This window comes from Gracilimonas sp., assembly GCF_014762685.1.
In the GTDB taxonomy this organism is placed as follows: Bacteria; Bacteroidota; Rhodothermia; order Balneolales; family Balneolaceae; genus Gracilimonas.
On record NZ_JABURM010000005.1, the window covers coordinates 1,875,980 to 1,895,663 of the forward strand.

The following is a 19,684-nucleotide window of genomic DNA, read 5'->3' on the forward strand; positions in this document are numbered from 1 at the left end:
TACTTTAGTACGGGTTTTAAATTCGTATTTAAATACTTGTCCTATATATTTAGGGTAAATCAATTTTAGAGGTAAACATTATGTCAGTTTGGGATAACGAATATCCATCAGATTCAGAATACGCTCATTATTATGCCGAGTATGTAGCCCATGTTCCCAAGAACAATATTATTGAAACACTAAATACCCAGATGCATGAAATGTACACCTTCATTAATGCAATACCGGGGCATAAAGCATTTTTTGCTTACGAAGAGGGGAAATGGACTATAAAGGAAATAATAGGCCACATGATTGAAACCGAGCGTGTATTCTCTTATCGGGCTTTAGCCTTCTCCCGGCGTGACCCAAGTCCCCTTCCTCCGATGGAGCAGGATGAGTACATCAAATATTCGAATTACAATAAACGAACCATTAATAATCTGGCAAATGAATATATGGCTGTACGTATTTCGAGTGTTCACTTATTCCAAAATATGACCAGAGAAATGCTTTTACAGAAAGGAACAGCCAGCGGAGTAGAATTCACGGTCCGCTCTATTCCTTTTATTATTGCCGGCCACGAACTGCATCATATCAACATTATTAAAGAGAAGTATTTGTAGCGATAGATTGATGCCTTTAGAGGACCTATTCGAAGAAGGGTGTGAGTCAATTTACTACTGATTGTTCAAAACTCTTTTGCTTAGACACCTTACCTAAACCCAAATGTATGATCTTCTGAACCAACTCCTCTTCATCCGAAATTTCCGGAAGATTCAAAGCCCGTCCTTCTTCGATCCAATCTGAAAGTGTTTGGCTAAAATACTGATCAACCTGATATACCACTTTTGCGCCTATTTTTTTCAAAGCAGCAGCATTACACAACTGCTCATATTGTTTTTTAATAGGAATAGTGAGTAATTTTTTCCCTAAAAACATGGCTTCAGAGGTCGTTTCAAATCCTGTAGAAGAAACAATCCCCAAGCAATTTTCAATACTCTCCAGAAATGTCTCCTTACCCAGCGGGTTTACTTTTACATTTTCTCTGATGTAAGCCTTTTCACATTCCGGACAAAAAACATGCCATTCCACTTTTCTCACCTGATTAAATATGGTATATAACATTTTATTATTGAATGCTGGCAAATACACGGTAACGTGCCCCCCCGGCTTCGGGTGAAGATCACGAATATGTCTTCTAATAATGGGTGGAGCAATGAAATCATCATACCTCAAATAATGAGATCCCACAGCCGCTGTACTCGGCGCAAAGTGCCTCATCACCTGTTCAGCCATCACAGATCGTTTATCAGGCCTAGGTGAATTTCCCGATAGAAATGATGCCTGATGACTGATAGCCACACAGGGAATTCTAGCACTCTGTGCAGCCCATGCGGTAACCGGCTCAAAGTCATTTACAACAAAATCATACGCTTCAACCGGTAGGGTTTGAATATCTCGGATGAATCTTAATGGATGAAGATTAAGAGCGGTTTCGAGCACATCCACACTACCGTTATTGTCGTAAGCAAAGCTAAGTCCTCTTGCTTTATACTGAACTGGCCCATCGATATTCATTTTGAAATTATACCCACTGATGAGTACATCCACTTCTGCATATTCACGAAGTTTGGGAAGTACTACTCTTGCCCGACTTATATGGCCGTGGCCGGTTCCCTGTACGCCGTACAGAATCCTCATCCGATCATCACCTTATGATTAAAGGTGTGGCTTTTCATCAACATGTTCACCCGTGGATTTTCTTGTAGCAAAACATCCTTACCGTAACGATACAGACTCCACTCGGCTCCATCATACTCCAGGCAAGTTAAATTTTCCACCCAGTCACCGGAATTCAGGTAAATCACTGATCCCTTTTCATTTTCATACCCACGAATTTTGGGTTGATGAATGTGACCACACACCACATAATCGTAGCCCTCCTCAATAGCCAGCTCCATTGCAGTCACTTCAAAATCATCGATGAAATTGACTGCCTGCTTTACGCTATCTTTGATCTTTTTGGAAAGAGAAAATTTTCCATATCCCATTTTTTCAGAAATGTTATTCATCCACCGGTTTAGCAAGATTAACAATTCGTAGCCTTTTCCGCCCATTTTAGCTACCCATTTGCTGTACTTCATGGTGATATCAAAAATATCTCCGTGGAAAAACCATACGCTTTCACCGTTCATCTTCAACACCAGTTTATCCTGAATAAAGAGCGGTCCAAGTTGCAGGTTTGAAATTTTTCGTAAGGTTTCATCATGGTTGCCCGTCAGATAGTAAATATCCACTCCATTAGTCATCATGGTGATGAGCGTTCGGATGACATGCATGTGAGCGTCCGGCCAGTAGTATTTACGGAAATTCCACATATCGATGAAATCACCGTTTAGAATAACTCGCTTCGGATCAATGGAATTCAGATATTGAACCAGTTCCACAGCATGGCAGCCCACAGTACCGAGATGGATATCAGACAGTACAACTGTGTCGAGCGTTCGTTTCATAGCCTTAGATGATTTTTCACCAAATATCTTCTAAGTATATTATGAAGCCTTATCGTAACTGTTATTAATTAATTACCAAGGTGTTAGGAAATTATGAATGAGAATTAATTGATGATATTATTTACGTTCATTCATAATTCAATATTCAATATTCAAATTTTAGCATTCCCATGAATGAGCAAAAAATAGTACACGTACATCTTCCCAAAAATGAATCTTTTAAGACTACCTTAAGCGCCGGAAAACATGAACTCCTCTCAGATGAACCGGAAAGCGTTAAAGGTGGGCAAGATTCCGGTCCCGATCCCTACGACTATCTGTTAATGGGCCTCGGCTCCTGCACTCTAATGACGGTGAAAATGTATGCAAATCGTAAAGGATGGCAACTGGAAGATCTCTATCTTGAACTTCGCCATAATAAACGTCACGACAAAGATTGCGCTAATTGTGAAGATCCTGAAAGCAAAATTGATGTTATCGAAAAAGAATTAATTTTGAAAGGCAACCTCAGCCAAGAACAAACAGAAAAACTGTTGGAAATTTCCAAAAAATGCCCGGTTCACCGTACCCTGGAAGGAGATATAAAAATTGAAAGCTCAGTAAGTACTTAACGATTCTTTTCCTTTCCTTTTACCCGATACATCATGATATTTGCCGGCAAAGGTTAGTTAATTCCCTTTTTAAAGCAGCTTTGGGAGTTTAATAGGTTAGCAATTATGAATTCATCTGCACTGCGCATCCTGAACGATGCAATTTTTGAAGCTAAAACTTGGAAACCGGGGCGTTCCCGAAATACGCTTGAAAATGATTTTTACCAGCTTATGCTAAGCGGTCCGGCACTTGATGAACATCTTGATTTATGGCATGAATTCAGGCGAGCCCTCGCCGAAAATCCTCACCTGGAAGAAAAAGATCTCCGCGAGTTCCTAACCCGTACCGAATACGCCCGCGAAGGGTACTGGTGGTTTGACCCAGAGGAATGGCGTTAGGGAACATTGAACATTCAATGCTGAGTGTTCAATCTTCAATATTCGTTATTCAACCACCTCAATCCCCTCTTCATACGCTTCCATCGGGATGCAAGAACAAACCAAGTTCCGATCTCCATACGCATCATCAACACGAGAGACAGCCGGCCAGAATTTGTCGTACTTGAGTTCTTCCTGCGGAAAGGCTCCTTTTTCGCGCGTATAGCTACGAGTCCATTCATCCACAGCAATTACACGTTGGGTGTGGGGTGCATGCTTCAACACGTTGTCTTCTTTGTCTGCAATGCCATCTTCAATTTCCTGAATTTCTTTGCGGATCGAAATCATAGCCTCACAAAAACGATCAAGTTCTTCCATAGATTCACTTTCAGTCGGTTCAATCATCAGCGTACCCGGAACCGGGAAACTCATGGTTGGGGCATGAAAGCCGTAGTCCATCAATCGTTTGGCTACATCCACTGATTCCACTCCGGCCGATTGTTTGAATGGGCGGAGGTCTACAATAAACTCGTGAGCTGAACGTCCGGTTTTTCCGGTGTAAAGAATTTCATAATGATCCTTCAGGCGGTCTTTCAGATAATTTGCATTCAGAATGGCATATTTTGTGGCATCAGTCAGCCCATTTACCCCCATCATTCGGATGTAGGCATGTGAAATCGTCAAAATACTGGCACTTCCCCATGGGGCTGCTGAAACTGCGTTCACTCCTTTTTCTCCTCCAATTTTGATTATAGAGTGAGAAGGTAAAAACGGCACCAAGTGCTTGGCTACACCAATGGGCCCCATGCCGGGACCGCCACCACCGTGTGGAATACAAAATGTTTTGTGTAGATTCAGGTGGCAAACATCCGCTCCAATTTCGCCGGGACTTGTCAAGCCAACCTGAGCATTCATATTGGCCCCATCCATGTAAACCTGTCCACCATGTTTGTGAATGATTTTACAGAAATCCTTTACCCGGTGTTCAAAAACTCCGTGAGTTGATGGATATGTAATCATCAAAGCAGCCAGCCGGTCACTGTGTTTTTCCGCCTTAGCCTCAAGATCATCGCTGGAAATATTTCCATGATCATCGGTAGCTACAACTACAACCTCCATCCCGGCCATTACCGCACTTGCCGGATTTGTCCCGTGTGCCGAAGAGGGGATCAATGCCACGTTTCGGTGACCCTCCCCCCGGTTTTTGTGATACTCGCGGATGGTCATCAAGCCGGCATACTCTCCTTGAGCACCGGAATTTGGCTGGAGCGACATTCCTTCAAACCCTGTTATTTCGCATAACCAATCGCTCAGTTCATCAAACAGCTGAGTGTATCCCGCTGCTTGCTCACGCGGCACGAAAGGATGAATCTGTCCGAACTCAGGCCAGGTTAAAGGGATCATTTCAGCCGTTGCATTTAATTTCATAGTACAAGAACCGAGAGAAATCATGGAGTGAACCAGAGATAAATCTTTATTCTCCAATCGCTTCATATAACGAAGCATTTCATGCTCAGAATGATATAAATTGAATACCGGATGGTCGAGATAACCCGTAGTTCTTTTCAGGTTCTCCGGATATTCTACTTTTGCAGCTTTGGATTCAGCTTCAACATCAAAATCATTTTTCTTGCCCAGCGCTTCCGCAAAGATGTTTAAAATCAGCTCTGCATCTTCCAGGTTTTTGGCTTCATCAAACGAAATCCCGATTCGATTTTCACCGGTATAGCGAAAGTTAACTTCGTACTTCTCCGCCACTGCCCTAACTTTGGCCACATCAGCTTCAACCGTAATGGTATCAAAGAAAGTCTCAGTTTCAACCTTCACTCCAATTTTATGCAATCCGACTTTAGTCAACTTTGTTAAACCATGAACTTTTGAAGCAATTTTCTTCAAGCCTTCCGGCCCGTGATAAACGGCATACATCCCGGCTATCACCCCCAACAAAACCTGTGCGGTACAAATATTGGACGTTGCTTTTTCTCGACGAATGTGCTGTTCGCGAGTCTGTAAAGCCATTCTATATGCCGGTTTCCCTTCGGCATCCTGGGTTACCCCTATAATTCGTCCGGGTATTTGTCGCTTAAATTTTTCTTCTGTGGCAAAAAAGGCAGCATGCGGCCCGCCATATCCCATCGGGACTCCAAATCGTTGTGAAGAGCCCACCACTACATCCGCTCCCATTTCACCCGGTGCTTTTAACAAAGTCAAACTCAACAAATCAGCAGCCACGACAGCATAAACATTATTTTCATGTGCAGCTGAAATTAAACTCGTATAATCTTCAACAGTGCCATCTGTTGCAGGATATTGAAGTAATATTCCAAACAATTTAGGATCAGTGACATCCAGGTCATTATGACTGCCAATTCTTACTTCAACACCAATGGGTTCAGCACGGGTTTGAAGAACCTCAATAGTTTGCGGATGACATAATCCCGAGACAAAAAATACATCTGCCTCTTTTCGCTTTTTACCTTTTCGTTGCCCGTACAACATACTCATTGCCTCAGCAGCAGCAGTTCCTTCATCCAACAAAGAAGCGTTGGCCAATTCCATCCCCGTAAGGTCACTAACCGTAGTCTGGAAATTTATAAGTGCTTCCAAACGCCCCTGTGCAATTTCTGCTTGATACGGAGTATATGCCGTATACCAACCCGGATTTTCCAAGATATTTCGTTTAATCACATTCGGCATCAGGGTATCATAATATCCCATCCCGATAAACGATTTATAGATTTTGTTCTTCTCAGCCAACTTCCTGAATTCGGTAAGAAAATCAGTTTCACTTAAAGCCTCCGGCAAATCCAGAGGTCTTTGCAAGCGAATGCCTTCGGGAATGGTTTCGTCAATCAGCTTGTCTAACGACTCAGCTTCAATAACCTCCAGCATTTTTTTTGTTGTTTCCTGATTAGGTCCGTTATGTCGGTGAGCAAATACTTCTTTATCGAAATTGATATTCATTTATATAGAAAAATGGGGTGATTTTTTTTGATGAATGAAACACATATTAAAGCCGTTAAATTTCAGCTAAATAATTTAAAAAACAGGATTCTTCAAAATAAGGAAAAATGAGCTCAAAAAAGCAGTTTTTGAATATCACTTTAATTCAGTTTCTCTAAAATTTTTGATTTATTATAGGACTTGTTAAAATCACAAAATTCATTAATTAATTTTACCTGATTATGGGAAAAGCATTAAAACTTTTGGTTACAGTTCTTCTTTTGGGAACTACACATACTTTTGCACAGGAAACCAACTCTTTAAAAATTGTAATTGAACCCGATCCTGTTGTTGTGGAAGTCGGAAGTGAGCTTCACATACAAGCAACTTTAGTAAATGAGAATGGGGAAGCACTACCTGATACCATTCTCTTTTATTCCCGAAATGGACGGGATCTTGAAGTCTCCCGTGATGGCTATGTAAAAGCCAATAAGCCGGGAACATATTCCGCTTTGGCGCTGCGATCAGGGCCCAGAGATCAGCGAGTGACAAAATCTTTTGAAATTGAAGTTCCATATCCGCCAATTGCTAAGGTTGAATTCATTGATGTCCCTAAGAACATCTACTCAAGAACTACCATTGATCTGCGGGTAAATGTAATTGATGAAATGGGGCTTGTTCGTGAAAACCCTGACCTCACTATCACCAGCAATAATAAATCAGTTGCGGTGGTACAGCATGGTAAATTAATGGCTCTAAAAATGGGGAAAGTTCAACTAATAGCCGAATCAGAAGGTAAAAAAGCCACCTTGGTTGTAAACGTCAAAAACAATCCTACTGCTTCGATCGAAATTGAGAATGAAGAAACCAGTATCCGAACCGGAGATGTCATAACTCTAAATGCTGTAGCAAAAGCAAGCAATGGGAAAACCACCGATGCTCCCATTACCTATTCTTTTGTAGCACAACCGGATGATAACTTAGGACAGGGTGCAGAAGGACAGATTTCTCAAGAAGGAAAATTCGTGGCTAATAAGCCTGGTATTTTCACCCTTTCGGCAAGATCCGGAGATGTAGTAACTGATCAAATTATTCGAGTCAGAGATCGAAATGTAGCCCGGGATATTGAATTGGTCGGACATGGAGAAGTTCTCGATGTTCACACCTCAGATCTGTGGATATGGGAAGGTGTTGACGGCCGTGACTATGCCATAACCGGAACATGGGGTGCTAACGGTGATGCATATTTTTGGGATGTCACAGACCCCTCCAATATTACTCCCATTGATACAGTGAGGGTTGATGCCCGCACTGTCAATGATGTGAAAATTTCTGAAGACGGCACCATTGGGGTAATCACCCGTGAAGGTGCTTCCGATCGTAAAAACGGAATGGTAGTACTTGATGTAACCAATCCGAGAGATGTTAAAATACTGGCAGAATATAACGAAGGTTTAACCGGCGGTGTTCATAATGCTTTTATTTATGAGGATCATGTATATGCCGTAAACAATGGACGCCGATACGATATCATTAATATTGAAGATCCAACAAATCCGGTAACGGTTGGAAGGTTTGAACTGGATACTCCCGGCCATTCCATTCACGATGTTTGGATTGAAGACGGAATTGCCTACTCCTCTAACTGGAGGGACGGCGTTGTTGCTGTAGATATTGGCAGCCGGGACAGTGAATTGGCTGACGCCGGCGGATCTCCGGAGAATCCCGTACAACTTGGCAGCTATTCCTATCCAAGTGGATGGAATCATGCAGCATTTCCATTCAAAAGTAAATCCACAGGTGATTTTTATGTGATTGCGGGCGATGAAGCATTTCCGGAAGGATTGCCTTCCCGAAATAATCCGGTAGCCGCGGCTGGCTGGATTCACTTTGTGAAATTTGACGGATGGGAAAAACCCAAAGAAGTAGCTCGTTACCAAGTTCCTGAAGCCGGGACACATAATTTCTGGGTAGTTGATGATCTGTTATTTGTGGCTTACTATAATGCCGGTCTTCGAATCGTAGATATTTCCGGAGAATTGATGGGCAATCTTTACGATCAAGGACGGGAAATAGCCAAGTTCGAACCTACCCACCCGGATGCCCTCGTGCCGAATGCTCCGTTTACATGGGGACCTCAGCCTTATAAAGGACATATTTTCATCTCAGACTGGAACTCGGGATTATGGGCAATTAAATTAGTCGAAGAATCATCACAAGGCACCAATTAAGGATTTTTAAAACCAAAAGCCTTTTTATCAGGCTTTTGGTTTTACTATGAAATGGCAATCTCTACTCAAAATTTTTTAAATAATTTTGATATGCAACCACTAACGAAAGAAAACCTTAAACATTACTACTTCAATAAGTATATAGTATCTCCTTTAAAAAAGGATAAATATCATATTTCTTATTGCTATGATTATAAGACTCTTTGGTTTAGAACGTATAAAGTAGCCAGCCGTACCATTAATTATTGTTTTAAAGAGGAAAGCCCAGATAAAGGCTATGTTTATAGTTCAGAAGTGAGTTATATACCCTCACTTTATTCAAATTTCTTCAAATTTGCCTTTATCAGGAATCCGATTGACCGTTTTATATCTATTTGGAAAGGGATGGTACTGAAAAGGAACTATTTTGAATTTTCTGAAGATGAGTATCCCAAAATGAAAAATTTTGAATCATTTCTTTCATGGGTAGAAAATCAAAATATTGAAAGTGCAGATGTACACTTGCTCCCACAAAATAAGCTTATCGATTTAAATAATATCGATTATCTCGGACGATTTGAAAACTTTAGCAATGATTTCCTGGAAATAGCTAATGAAATCGACCTTTCTATTTCAGAAGAAGATCTGATTTATAAAAATAAATCACCCAAAATTGATTTTACTTTAAATTCAGAAGACAAAAAAAGAATCATAAAAATTTACCATAAAGACGTAAAGTTATTCTATCCCCGTTTAGATAATTAATTTTCCAATATCACCTATATGTATTTCATTAAATCTCTACTCACTCTTGTCCTTTTTTGCGCTTTAGCTTTTACTGACTCTGTTTTTGCCCAAGATTATTATGTGTATGTAGCTGCAGAGTCAGATGATCAAGTTCAACTGATCCATTTTAATGCGGAAACAGGAGAGGCTGCAGTTTCAGAAACCATTGACGTTGGCGTTTGGCCACAAGAAAATGAAGGGCCTCACGGACTAACGATTTCTTCAGATGGTAAATATTGGTTTGTTACCATTGCACATGGCACACCCTACGGCCAACTTTGGAAATATGAAACAGGAACTAACAAGTTTATCGCAAAAGTTGAATTAGGCATGTTCCCGGCAAGTATGGACTACAATCCATTAACCGGACTGGTGTACGTGGTCAACTTTAATCTCCACGGAGATATGAAACCAAGTACACTCTCGGTTGTTGATTCCGAAACAATGATGCGTCTTGCCGATATTCCTGTTGGTATCATGCCTCACGGTACTCGCATAAGTCCTGAAGGTGATGTGGCTTACCATGTCTCAATGATGACGGACGAATTATATGAAATTGATGCATATCAGCTGGAAGTAAAAAGAACACTCAGTCTTGGTCAAGACTCCCCTCAAATGGACCATTTTCAAAAAGAGGCCATGGATCATTCGAATATGAATCACAGTCCTGTAGAAAAACCAACCTGGGCCGACCCACACCCAAGTAAACCTTTCGTTTATATAGCCGGAAATGGCTCCAATGAAATCATCGAAGTGGATACGAAAAAATGGGAAATCACCCGTCGTTTCAATACCGCTAAAGGTCCTTATAACCTGGAAGTAAGTCACAACGGGAAATTGCTAGTCGTATCATACAAAGGTGAAGGTGCAGTTGGAATTTGGGATCTTGAAAAAGGTGAAGAACTGGCCTACATCGAAAACAGCAGGAAAGTTACCCATGGAGTTGCCATAACTCCTGATAATAAATTTGCTTTCATTTCTGTCGAAGGCATCGGGGGTGAACCGGGTTCTGTTGATATCATTGATCTCAAAAAACTGGAGAGAGTAGATGTGGTGGAAACCGGTAAACAGGCCGGCGGTATTGTTTTCTGGAAGCAGAAATAATCCACTACCCTATTCGGCTATCAATGAAATAATATGGCTTACATTATTTCCTTGTTCGCCTTCTTTATAGATGGTGTCTTTGTCCAGGGCTTCAATAGAAAACCCCAGTTTTGCAGCCATCTCAATTAGCAATGGTTCTAAGCGCCCTTTGTCGGTATTGAACTTTACCATCGCCATGCGGGTCCTGATGTCAATTTTTTGGACAGCCCGGCCTATCATGTCGGCACATCTGATAACCTCAGAGCCGTTAAAATGGTCTTTATCAGTTACCGGTGACGGGGAAAAGGTTTTCTTGAACTCACTGAGTGAACGGATCTCTCCGGACTTTTCCTCCTTTTGCAGCCACTCAATCCGGTGTTGTACATCTTTTATGTAATAGGCTAGGTACCGGGGTTTTTTACTTTCTAAATAAAAGTTAAAATCACTTAGCCAAATATCTTTTACTTCCTGCATCGGTATGTCAAACCAAATCCCCTCTTGCTCTAAATTCCATACCAGCTTGCCATCCTTTGATTTTCGTTCATTCAACATCAACGGATAACTCTCCTGAAAAACATCGGTAAGATGTAATGTATTCGTTTCTGGAATCACTTTTACGGCAGGTGTGTCTTCCTTGGGATTCACAAAATCAGGGGCATCATTTTCAACTTCACACTCAATAGAACTTATTCTAAGTAAGATTCGGACTAATCCCTGATCAATAGGTTCCTTAAAAGCTTCAAGTTTATCACTCATAATTACTTCTGAATATTTACGCCTGAAGTTAGGGAAATAATATGTTTGTTGAGTGCATAATTCCAAAACACAAAATTAGCTGTGGCTAAATATTTTTTAAGTCCTCACGAATTGTTATCTTTTCGATCAAAAAAACTATGGAACTTATACCCGATTGGTTTTACGAATTAAATCCCATCTTGCAGGCTTTCAGCGGAGGCCTCTTTACCTGGGCTGTTACAGCTCTTGGTGCAGCTTTAGTCTTTTTCACCAAGGCCGTAAACTATAAATTACTTGATGCTATGATGGGTTTTGCTGCCGGTGTTATGATTGCCGCCAGTGTTTGGTCGCTTATCATCCCTTCTATTGACATGGCCGAAGCTCAAGGCCTTATCTCCTGGATGCCTGCTGCTGTAGGCTTTTTAGCGGGAGGAATTTTTCTGAGAATTTGCGACCAATATCTTCCCCACTTACACATTGGAATGCCCCGTGATGCAGCTGAAGGGATGGAAACCTCATGGAAACGGGCAACTCTTTTAGTACTTGCCATCACCTTACACAACATCCCCGAGGGCTTAGCTATTGGGGTTCTGTTTGGTGCAGCTTCTATTGGCCTGGAAACCGCAGGGGGTGCAACTGTTGCAGCAGCAATTGTTTTAGCTCTTGGCATCGGAATTCAGAATTTCCCTGAAGGAATGGCGGTTTCTATGCCCCTTAGACGCGAGGGTGTTGGTGTTTTCAAAAGCTTTAATTACGGACAAATATCCGGTGTTGTTGAGCCGATCTCTGCCGTCATCGGGGCCGCTGCAGTTATTTTCATACAGCCTATTTTACCTTATGCCTTGGCTTTTGCAGCCGGAGCTATGATTTACGTGGTGATTGAAGAGCTGATTCCGGAAAGTCAACTGCACGGAAATACTGACCTCGCTACTCTTGGAGCCATGGGTGGCTTTGTGTTGATGATGGTTTTGGATGTAGCGTTAGGTTAATAATGGTTTAAAAATGATTTCTTAAAGTCGTTCACCATTTCGTACCTTTAAAGTCTTATCATTTCATTTAAATACGATTGCATTGAGCGACAATAAGATTATTTTTTCGATGGTTGGGGTTAGTAAAACCTATAAACCCAATAAAACGGTTTTAAAAGATATTTACCTCTCCTTCTTTTACGGAGCAAAAATCGGGGTGCTTGGTTTAAACGGTGCAGGTAAATCTACTCTCTTGAGAATTATAGCCGGCGAAGATAAAAACTATCAAGGTGATATTAGCTTTCAAAAAGGTATCAGCTTCGGCTATTTATCTCAAGAACCAAAGTTGGACCCCTCAAAATCGGTTAAAGAAATTGTAGAAGAAGGGGTTCAGGAAACAATGGATTTGCTGAAGGAGTATGAAGATATCAACACAGCATTTAGTGATCCTGATGCCAACTATGAAAAACTCATTGAAAAGCAGTCGAAATTGCAGGAGAAAATTGACCGAATTGATGCCTGGGATATTGACAGTAAACTGGAACAAGCGATGGATGCTCTGCGCTGCCCTCCCGGTGATACATCAGTAGAGATCCTGTCAGGTGGTGAGGCGCGACGTGTAGCCCTATGTCGTCTGCTCCTCAAAAAGCCAGACGTGCTTCTGCTCGATGAGCCAACGAACCACTTAGATGCCGAATCTGTGGGTTGGCTGGAGCAACATTTAGCCCGGTATGAAGGAACTGTTATTGCAGTAACTCACGATCGTTACTTTCTTGATAATGTTGCCGGATGGATTTTAGAATTAGATCGCGGAGAAGGAATCCCGTTTGAAGGAAATTACAGTTCTTGGCTGGAGCAAAAATCAAAACGACTTGAGCAGGAAGAAAAAGAAGAATCCAAGCGGCAAAAAACGTTAAAACAAGAATTAGATTGGATTCGCCAAAACCCAAAAGGCCGGCGTGCTAAGAGTAAAGCCCGCATTAATAAATATGAAGAACTACTTTCCGAGGAAAATGAAAAGCGCCGGGATGATATGGAAATTTTTATCCCAGCCGGTCCCCGGCTTGGAGATAAAGTTATAGTGGCAGAACATGTTAACAAAGGATTTGAAGACCGCTTGTTGATTGAGGACATGAATTTCCGACTCCCTCCCGGGGGTATCGTAGGGGTAATTGGGCCAAACGGCGCCGGTAAAACCACTCTCTTTAAAATGATAACCGGACAGGAAAAACCGGATAGCGGTAAATTAGAGACCGGAGATACTGTTGAATTAGGTTATATTGATCAAAAACGACCATTGGATCCTTCCAAGACCATTTGGGAAGAAATCTCAGGCGGACAGGATACCATCAAACTTGGAAACCGGGAAGTAAACTCGCGAGCTTATGTGGCTCGTTTCAACTTTAGTGGCAGTGACCAACAAAAGAAAGTAACAGAGCTCTCAGGAGGAGAACGAAATCGAGTTCACCTTGCCAAGATGTTGAAAGAGGGTGCTAATGTATTGCTTTTGGATGAGCCAACTAATGATTTGGATGTAAATACCCTTCGTGCATTAGAAGAGGCTTTATTAAACTTCGCCGGTTGCGCAGTGGTTATCTCTCACGACAGATGGTTTCTTGATCGTATTGCAACCCATATTCTGGCCTTCGAAGGTGATAGTCAGGTTTATTGGTTTGAAGGAAACTTTGAAGAATATGAAGAAAATAAAAAACAGCGGTTAGGCATTACTGATGACCAACCACACCGCATTAAATACAAAAAGTTGATGCGCTAAATTAAACTGAAGGTCTTATTATATTTAGCAGATTTGCATTATTGGTAATTGATACTAATCAACCAAATTTATTTAATAGTTGGCATAGGGCAAAAACATCTAAAAAAGAATAAAATATGTATAAAGATCTCAGAAAAGGTCGTTTAGATGTAGACCGAAAACTTTTTAGTGTTGTTGTATTTGGCTTTATTTGCGCCCTTTTACTCATCCTAACAGTTAACTTTTCTATCAATACATCTTCAGGTATCAGGGCATATGTAGCGGGTGAAGCATATTGGGCAAAAGCACAAAAAGAAGCGGCAATTCATCTTAGTAATTATCTGCTTACCGAAAATGAGAGAGACTATCAAAACTTCAAAAGTGTTTTAAAGATAAATGAAGGGGACCGGATTGCGAGAGAGGAACTGCTCAAAGAAGAATATGATTACCAAACGGTCTATGAGGGTTTTATAACAGGGAAAAATCATCCGGACGATATTCCTGATATGATAAACCTTTTTCGCCGATTCAAAAATGTTTCACATGTTAAAGAAGCTGTAGATATTTGGGCGGCCGCTGATAAAAAAATTGAAGAATTAATCACATTTGCCGATTCAATTCGATCAGAAATCCAACGGGGAGATGTTGGCCTTATGCAAAAGGAGGAATGGCTCTTAGCTTTAAGAGACCTTGATCACGAACTTACCGACCTGGAATATCAGTTCTCTTTATCTATGGGAAATATGGCTCGGTTAGTAAATGATATTTTCCGGTGGACTACCATCATTTTGGGGTTACTGCTGATTTCAATAGGAATTTGGATTACACTCCGGTTTTATAAAAGCACAAATATATGGATGAGTGCACTCAAAAAAAGTGAAGAAAAATTCAAAAATGTGCTCGATAACTCCAAAGATGTACTTTATAAAATGGATCTGAAAAGCAGAAAATATGTTTTTGTGAGTCCCGCTTTAGAAAGCATGCTTGGATATGATACTCAAAATTTAATGGAAGGCGGGGTTGAATTTATTCTTTCCATTATGCATCCAGATGACAAGAAGCGCATGAATAAAGTCGTTGAAAAATATAACCATCTCGATGACGGTGATTTTCTTCCTGTCGTGCAATTCCGGCTTCAGGACAGCGAGGGAAACTGGAAATGGGTAAGCAATGTCCGAACCTTGGTTAAGGATGAAAATGGCAAGCCTGATGCTATTGTGGGGGCTGTTCGGGATATATCGACTCAAAAAGCACAGGAAAAGAAAATCACCGAATCACTCCATGAAAAAGAAATTCTTTTAAAAGAAATTCACCACCGGGTTAAAAATAATCTGGCTATAGTTTCAAGTTTATTAGAGCTCCAAAAAGACGGAGTAAGTGAAGAAGTCCAGAAAATGCTTAGTTCCAGCCAGGCGCGAATCAAATCCATTGCCAAAGTTCATGAAAAGCTTTATGAATCAACCACTCTCTCCGATATCCCCCTTGACACCTACATCACTGAAATAACCGAAGAAATTGAAAAAGCGTACAAATCCAAGGAAAAACAAATAGATATAAAAATTGATATCACGCCAATTACCGTAAATATCAATGAAGCGATACCTATCGGGTTAATCCTAAACGAGCTTATTAATAATGCTTTTAAGCATGCTTTTAGTGGGCTCCAAAACGGCATTTTAAAAATTCTTCTTCAAAAAGCTGACCGGGGCATGGAGCTTATCGTAGAGAGTAATGGTAATCAAATGGATGCTGATTTTGATGCGTCGAAAAGCGGTTCACTTGGAATGACGTTGATAAAATTATTAGTTAAACGTATAAATGGGAAGCTGGAAATTGAACAAGATGAATGGACCAGGTTCAAAATTTGGTTTGAATTAGAGAAGACTAGTCCAAGCAATATTACTTAAAAATCATTCCTCAATACCCTGCCCGGCATCTATTTCCTTTAGACTGTCATAATCATTTGTACCAACCACCCAATTATATATATTAAGACAGTCACGATCATTGATATCAGCCAGTTCGAATCCCATTCCTCCTGCACCTGATGCTACCGTTACTCTCAGGTTTTGAATGTTTTTTCTTATCTGAAAAGGGTTTTTTGTAAGGTCAACATTTTGAATTCGATTTCTCTTTACAATAGCTACCGTTCGGGATAAGACCCGGTATCGCATCCGTAAAATACTCTCATCAACAGCCAACGCGGCATCTTTATAACGCAGCCAGCCAAGATATCCTAAAAGCGGTACTAACAACCCAATCAACCAACCGTAATCCAACAAAAGCCATAACAATGGAATAGCAACTAATAGTAAATAATTCGGGCGACGTATATATCGGAATAGTACATTTTTAGGGGGGCTTATTTCAAATGCTGGTTCTCCATATTCGGGCAAAAATTCAGTCAGAAACGCACTCAAGCTTTCAGAAGCCATAAAGGGTGCCATAACAATAGAACGGCCTTTCTGGGTCTGATCAAAGCCCGCACTTTCTACGTAAACCATTCCATAGCCAAACGGCTGACGAATAATTCCCTCCACAAACCGAACCGCCTGGATGCGGTCGTAAGGAACGGTAATATGCTTTCGCTCCAGTAATCCGGTAGTAATGATAAGTTCCTTGGAAGTTTTCTGAAGCCGAAAATCAGAATAATTAAAAATCACTCCTAAAAATGACAATGTCCATGAAACTATAATAATAACGATGACCAAAGTGGCTATTACAGTAACATTACTATAACCGGGAGCAGCTTCATAAATATATTCTATGGTTTCTTCATTAATAACTTGGTCAAGTTGTCCTGAAATAGCTCCCAATATGGATGCGATTAATCCAAAATTACCGGACGTGAAAGCGGCAAAAACCAAATCTTTCGTAGATAATTTCCACGTGCCTAAAACTTCTTCTTCAGGTTCTTCAGTATTTTCGGTTAATGCATCTTCTCCCGGAAAGCTGTTTTTTCTCTTGCGTAATTCCGTCCTCAGAGCTTCTGCTTCCTCCCTCGATATTGCACTTATTGTTGCTGTTTCAGTGCCCCCTCCTGCCGTTTTAACCTCTACTTTTACCAGACCGAACATTCGTTGCAGCAAGCCCTCCGTTATATCAATAACCTGTATACGATCTTTAGAAAGGTATAACTTATTCCTTACAACAATTCCTTTCCGAATCTGTAGTTCATCTTCATATACACGATACTTAAATACCCACCAACCAAATGCACCTCCAAGTAACGCGACTCCTAAACCACCCATCAAAAAGTATAAAAAATATCCTTCTGTATTGGAGGTCCCGATAAAAAGCAGAATTATAATGGTTATAAAATTCTGCCGAATTAAGTCCAAAACCCTCGTTATAGCAGCTACGGGATGCTGTCTTTTAAATTCAGACATCGCCTTTTACCTTTCTTACCAGGGTTGAAATGGTGTTTCGTAATTCATCAGCCGTATCATCATCAAGGGCCGGAATTTCATGCGTGGTAGCCGCGGTTGATATGGTAACGGATGACAGCCCAAACTTACGATAAACAGGTCCCTGACGTGTATCAACATGCTGAACCCGGTTTATAGGCACCAAAGTTCTTTTTTTGATGATAATTCCGCGCAGCATATCTATTTCCTTCTCTGAGACGTCATATTTCCAACGCTGCCAGCGAAGTTTTGGTAACAGAATTCCCGTTAATAAGTAAAAAATTAACGCTATTAGAAAAAAAGATGTGAATAACACCCAATCTATTCCATTGTACCAGGTTTGTGCCATACTTAAATTTTTCCCAACAGCAATACCCATGTAAAATGCAGCGGGACTGAACCATAAAAGTCCAAATAATAAAGCATTAATTGTCCATGCTTTTATAGCATTTTCGTGGATTCGGGTGCCGGGTTCTTGATTCATACTAAGCTAACTTGGCTTTGATTTTGGGTGAAGGTATAAACTTCCATTTTCTTTAAAAATTTGTTGAAAATAAAAAAAGCCACACAATGGTGGCTTTTTTTTAGATTTAATAAAAGAAATTACATTGCGTTTTTTCTCGCTTGAATTTCCTGCCGGATTTCGTGAGAAAGATTTTTAAGGGTCATCAAATGCTTACGAGCCCTTGTACCAGCGGCTTTGTTTCCTTTCTCATAAAATTTCTGCATTTCAACTTGTAATTCTTCTACTACATTGTTGATATCGTCCATTCTACTCATATGTTGTACTCCTTTTAATTTTATTTCGGTTAAAGGTATTTCATGGAACTAAAAATACCCGCTTTATAACATACTGTTGTAATTACAGTAATAAAATCTGCGTTAATTTAATAAATAAGTAGGTAAATACATTTTTTTCTTTACTCCTTGGTTATAGGCACTGCTTCACGGGTTGTTCCCTTAATCTCATCTACCCCATACATTAAACCTAAACCAATGATCAAAAGCAATAAAATTGCACTCATTCCCCAACGCTGACTACCCATAAGAAAAGTAATCCATCCTACCATAATCGGTCCTGCAAAAGTAGTAACTTTACCGGATAATGCAAAAAGCCCATACATTTGATTTCGTTTATCTTCGGGGGCAATTCTACCCATAAAAGTTCGGCTTGATGCTTGTACCGGCCCTACGAAAATTCCGAGCATTAACCCCCATATCCAAAACCATTGCTCATTTTCTACAAAGAGTACTGCCACAACCGGTATAATCAGACCTATCAATGCCCATACAATTGTGTTCTTACTTCCACTGATATCATCTAACCAGGCAAAACCGAATGCACCGAGACCGGCGGTCACATTGAGCGCGATTCCGAACATAAATATCTGACCGGTATCGAAGCCAAATGTTCCTGCTGCATAAACCCCTCCCATAGCAAAGATCGTAGCCAGGCCATCATTATAGAACAACCGGGCAAGTAGAAATTTCCAAATATTCGGCTCTTCTTTCAACATAGACAGGCCATTTTTCAGCTCTTTCATCCCATCCGTTATAGCCTGTGAAATGGTCTTATTTTTGGAAGGAGTATCCGGGGTCTTCAAAAACATGGGTAAACTAAACAAAGCATACCACACTCCGGTGAATACAAAAGTAATTCTTACATTTTGCAGAGATTCTTCATCTAAACCAAAAACAACAGATCCATACTCTACAAAACCAAAATAACCTATAATAAGACATAGCAACCCGCCGGCATAACCCATTGCCCACCCCCATCCTGACCACTTTCCTATAGTGAGACTGGTAGTTAAATCAGGCAGCATGGCATTGTAAAAAATAAAAGAAAGCTCAGCCCCCAATGTTGCTATAAATGCCATGGATAAAGCAAACCAAATGAATTCGGAGCTTGGTTCTGCAAACCATAACATGCTGCAACCAATTACACACATAGCGGTGAAAAACACAATCCAGGGTTTTCTCCTTCCACCTTCATCAGCAATAGCCCCTAAGAATGGAGCAGATAGTGCGATAATCAAACCGGCAAGCCCGATCATATTCCCCCAAAGGGTCGTCCCCATGGTTTCATTTTCAGCAATAGATTGAGCAAAATAGGCCGCAAACACAAAGGTTTGGATCATTACGAAGTAGGCGGAGTTGGCCCAGTCGTACATAGCCCACGCAAGTAAGCCTTTGGTTGAATCAGGTTTGGTCATAATCAAGGGTTATGAAAGATGTGCACGAATATCGGTCTTGAGAACGGAAATGCAAAATTAAATAGCTGGAAATGAGAACGCGATAAACTTAGTAGGAGATTAACCGTTTCATTTTACAAG

The 19,684-nt window shown here is 40.7% G+C and carries 17 protein-coding genes; 9 read left to right on the forward strand and 8 right to left on the reverse strand.

Annotation, left to right across the window (positions count from 1 at the left end):
- Nucleotides 1-80: 80 nt before the first annotated feature.
- On the forward strand, nucleotides 81-605 hold the full coding sequence (locus tag HUJ22_RS08480; RefSeq protein ID WP_290876185.1) for a DinB family protein: 525 nt from the start codon (nucleotides 81-83) through the stop codon (nucleotides 603-605).
- 46 nt (nucleotides 606-651) lie between these two features.
- Here the strand turns inward: HUJ22_RS08480 and HUJ22_RS08485 are convergent, their stop codons facing one another.
- Both HUJ22_RS08485 and HUJ22_RS08490 read right to left on the reverse strand, forming a co-directional pair.
- On the reverse strand, nucleotides 652-1,683 hold the full coding sequence (locus tag HUJ22_RS08485) for a glycosyltransferase family protein (protein ID WP_290876187.1): 1,032 nt from the start codon (nucleotides 1,681-1,683) through the stop codon (nucleotides 652-654).
- On the reverse strand, nucleotides 1,680-2,495 hold the full coding sequence (locus HUJ22_RS08490) for a UDP-2,3-diacylglucosamine diphosphatase (RefSeq protein ID WP_290876189.1): 816 nt from the start codon (nucleotides 2,493-2,495) through the stop codon (nucleotides 1,680-1,682). The genes HUJ22_RS08485 and HUJ22_RS08490 overlap by 4 nt, the downstream gene beginning before the upstream one ends.
- 170 nt (nucleotides 2,496-2,665) lie before the next feature.
- Between HUJ22_RS08490 and HUJ22_RS08495 the strand changes: the two genes are divergently transcribed.
- Nucleotides 2,666-3,106, forward strand: a complete 441-nt coding sequence (locus HUJ22_RS08495; RefSeq protein WP_290876191.1) for an OsmC family protein — start codon at nucleotides 2,666-2,668, stop codon at nucleotides 3,104-3,106.
- 105 nt (nucleotides 3,107-3,211) lie between these two features.
- Entirely contained in the window at nucleotides 3,212-3,484 is a 273-nt protein-coding gene (locus HUJ22_RS08500) for a hypothetical protein (protein WP_290876193.1), read from the forward strand.
- 45 nt (nucleotides 3,485-3,529) lie between these two features.
- Here the strand turns inward: HUJ22_RS08500 and gcvP are convergent, their stop codons facing one another.
- On the reverse strand, nucleotides 3,530-6,427 hold the full coding sequence (gene gcvP, locus HUJ22_RS08505) for an aminomethyl-transferring glycine dehydrogenase (protein WP_290876195.1): 2,898 nt from the start codon (nucleotides 6,425-6,427) through the stop codon (nucleotides 3,530-3,532).
- A gap of 221 nt (nucleotides 6,428-6,648) precedes the next feature.
- Here gcvP and HUJ22_RS08510 point away from each other — a divergent pair, with 221 nt between their 5' ends.
- From HUJ22_RS08510 to HUJ22_RS08520, 3 genes are read left to right on the forward strand one after another with little or no spacing between them, the layout of a single operon-like run.
- Nucleotides 6,649-8,637, forward strand: a complete 1,989-nt coding sequence (locus HUJ22_RS08510) for a hypothetical protein (protein WP_290876197.1) — start codon at nucleotides 6,649-6,651, stop codon at nucleotides 8,635-8,637.
- Between the two features lie 51 nt (nucleotides 8,638-8,688).
- A complete protein-coding gene (locus HUJ22_RS08515; protein ID WP_290876199.1) occupies nucleotides 8,689-9,381 on the forward strand; it encodes a sulfotransferase family 2 domain-containing protein in 693 nt (230 codons plus the stop codon).
- A gap of 18 nt (nucleotides 9,382-9,399) precedes the next feature.
- Nucleotides 9,400-10,506, forward strand: a complete 1,107-nt coding sequence (locus tag HUJ22_RS08520) for a YncE family protein (protein ID WP_290876201.1) — start codon at nucleotides 9,400-9,402, stop codon at nucleotides 10,504-10,506.
- A 9-nt stretch (nucleotides 10,507-10,515) separates the two neighbouring features.
- Here the strand turns inward: HUJ22_RS08520 and HUJ22_RS08525 are convergent, their stop codons facing one another.
- Nucleotides 10,516-11,241, reverse strand: a complete 726-nt coding sequence (locus tag HUJ22_RS08525) for a hypothetical protein (protein ID WP_290876203.1) — start codon at nucleotides 11,239-11,241, stop codon at nucleotides 10,516-10,518.
- 137 nt (nucleotides 11,242-11,378) lie between these two features.
- Here HUJ22_RS08525 and HUJ22_RS08530 point away from each other — a divergent pair, with 137 nt between their 5' ends.
- From HUJ22_RS08530 to HUJ22_RS08540, 3 genes are all read left to right on the forward strand, one after another.
- A complete protein-coding gene (locus tag HUJ22_RS08530) occupies nucleotides 11,379-12,209 on the forward strand; it encodes a ZIP family metal transporter (protein WP_290876205.1) in 831 nt (276 codons plus the stop codon).
- 76 nt (nucleotides 12,210-12,285) lie between these two features.
- Nucleotides 12,286-13,962, forward strand: coding sequence for an energy-dependent translational throttle protein EttA (ettA, locus tag HUJ22_RS08535; RefSeq protein WP_366871027.1), 1,677 nt, complete (start codon nucleotides 12,286-12,288; stop codon nucleotides 13,960-13,962).
- Nucleotides 13,963-14,078: 116 nt separating this feature from the next.
- Nucleotides 14,079-15,848, forward strand: coding sequence for a histidine kinase dimerization/phosphoacceptor domain -containing protein (locus tag HUJ22_RS08540; protein ID WP_290876209.1), 1,770 nt, complete (start codon nucleotides 14,079-14,081; stop codon nucleotides 15,846-15,848).
- A 3-nt stretch (nucleotides 15,849-15,851) separates the two neighbouring features.
- On the opposite strand, the gene HUJ22_RS08545 is transcribed toward HUJ22_RS08540, so the two are convergent.
- From HUJ22_RS08545 to HUJ22_RS08560, 4 genes are all read right to left on the reverse strand, one after another.
- Nucleotides 15,852-17,330, reverse strand: coding sequence for a PH domain-containing protein (locus HUJ22_RS08545; RefSeq protein ID WP_290876211.1), 1,479 nt, complete (start codon nucleotides 17,328-17,330; stop codon nucleotides 15,852-15,854).
- Nucleotides 17,323-17,832, reverse strand: coding sequence for a PH domain-containing protein (locus HUJ22_RS08550; protein WP_290876213.1), 510 nt, complete (start codon nucleotides 17,830-17,832; stop codon nucleotides 17,323-17,325). Before HUJ22_RS08550 ends, HUJ22_RS08545 begins: the two co-directional genes overlap by 8 nt.
- A 119-nt stretch (nucleotides 17,833-17,951) precedes the next feature.
- Nucleotides 17,952-18,128: a histone H1 gene (locus tag HUJ22_RS08555; RefSeq protein ID WP_290876215.1), complete on the reverse strand. Its 177-nt coding sequence runs from the start codon at nucleotides 18,126-18,128 to the stop codon at nucleotides 17,952-17,954.
- A 140-nt stretch (nucleotides 18,129-18,268) separates the two neighbouring features.
- Nucleotides 18,269-19,564, reverse strand: coding sequence for an MFS transporter (locus HUJ22_RS08560; protein ID WP_290876217.1), 1,296 nt, complete (start codon nucleotides 19,562-19,564; stop codon nucleotides 18,269-18,271).
- Nucleotides 19,565-19,684: the final 120 nt, after the last annotated feature.

Excerpts from the sequence above, each read along its gene's own strand:
- HUJ22_RS08520 (WP_290876201.1), top strand. The coding sequence starts at position 9,400 with ATGTATTTCATTAAATCTCTACTCACTCTTGTCCTTTTTTGCGCTTTA.
- HUJ22_RS08525 (WP_290876203.1), bottom strand. The coding sequence starts at position 11,241 with ATGAGTGATAAACTTGAAGCTTTTAAGGAACCTATTGATCAGGGATTA.
- HUJ22_RS08540 (WP_290876209.1), top strand. The coding sequence starts at position 14,079 with ATGTATAAAGATCTCAGAAAAGGTCGTTTAGATGTAGACCGAAAACTT.
- gcvP (WP_290876195.1), bottom strand. The coding sequence starts at position 6,427 with ATGAATATCAATTTCGATAAAGAAGTATTTGCTCACCGACATAACGGA.
- HUJ22_RS08515 (WP_290876199.1), top strand. The coding sequence starts at position 8,689 with ATGGCAATCTCTACTCAAAATTTTTTAAATAATTTTGATATGCAACCA.
- HUJ22_RS08485 (WP_290876187.1), bottom strand. The coding sequence starts at position 1,683 with ATGAGGATTCTGTACGGCGTACAGGGAACCGGCCACGGCCATATAAGT.
- HUJ22_RS08495 (WP_290876191.1), top strand. The coding sequence starts at position 2,666 with ATGAATGAGCAAAAAATAGTACACGTACATCTTCCCAAAAATGAATCT.
- HUJ22_RS08560 (WP_290876217.1), bottom strand. The coding sequence starts at position 19,564 with ATGACCAAACCTGATTCAACCAAAGGCTTACTTGCGTGGGCTATGTAC.
- HUJ22_RS08500 (WP_290876193.1), top strand. The coding sequence starts at position 3,212 with ATGAATTCATCTGCACTGCGCATCCTGAACGATGCAATTTTTGAAGCT.
- HUJ22_RS08555 (WP_290876215.1), bottom strand. The coding sequence starts at position 18,128 with ATGAGTAGAATGGACGATATCAACAATGTAGTAGAAGAATTACAAGTT.
- HUJ22_RS08510 (WP_290876197.1), top strand. The coding sequence starts at position 6,649 with ATGGGAAAAGCATTAAAACTTTTGGTTACAGTTCTTCTTTTGGGAACT.
- HUJ22_RS08480 (WP_290876185.1), top strand. The coding sequence starts at position 81 with ATGTCAGTTTGGGATAACGAATATCCATCAGATTCAGAATACGCTCAT.
- HUJ22_RS08545 (WP_290876211.1), bottom strand. The coding sequence starts at position 17,330 with ATGTCTGAATTTAAAAGACAGCATCCCGTAGCTGCTATAACGAGGGTT.
- HUJ22_RS08530 (WP_290876205.1), top strand. The coding sequence starts at position 11,379 with ATGGAACTTATACCCGATTGGTTTTACGAATTAAATCCCATCTTGCAG.
- HUJ22_RS08490 (WP_290876189.1), bottom strand. The coding sequence starts at position 2,495 with ATGAAACGAACGCTCGACACAGTTGTACTGTCTGATATCCATCTCGGT.
- HUJ22_RS08550 (WP_290876213.1), bottom strand. The coding sequence starts at position 17,832 with ATGAATCAAGAACCCGGCACCCGAATCCACGAAAATGCTATAAAAGCA.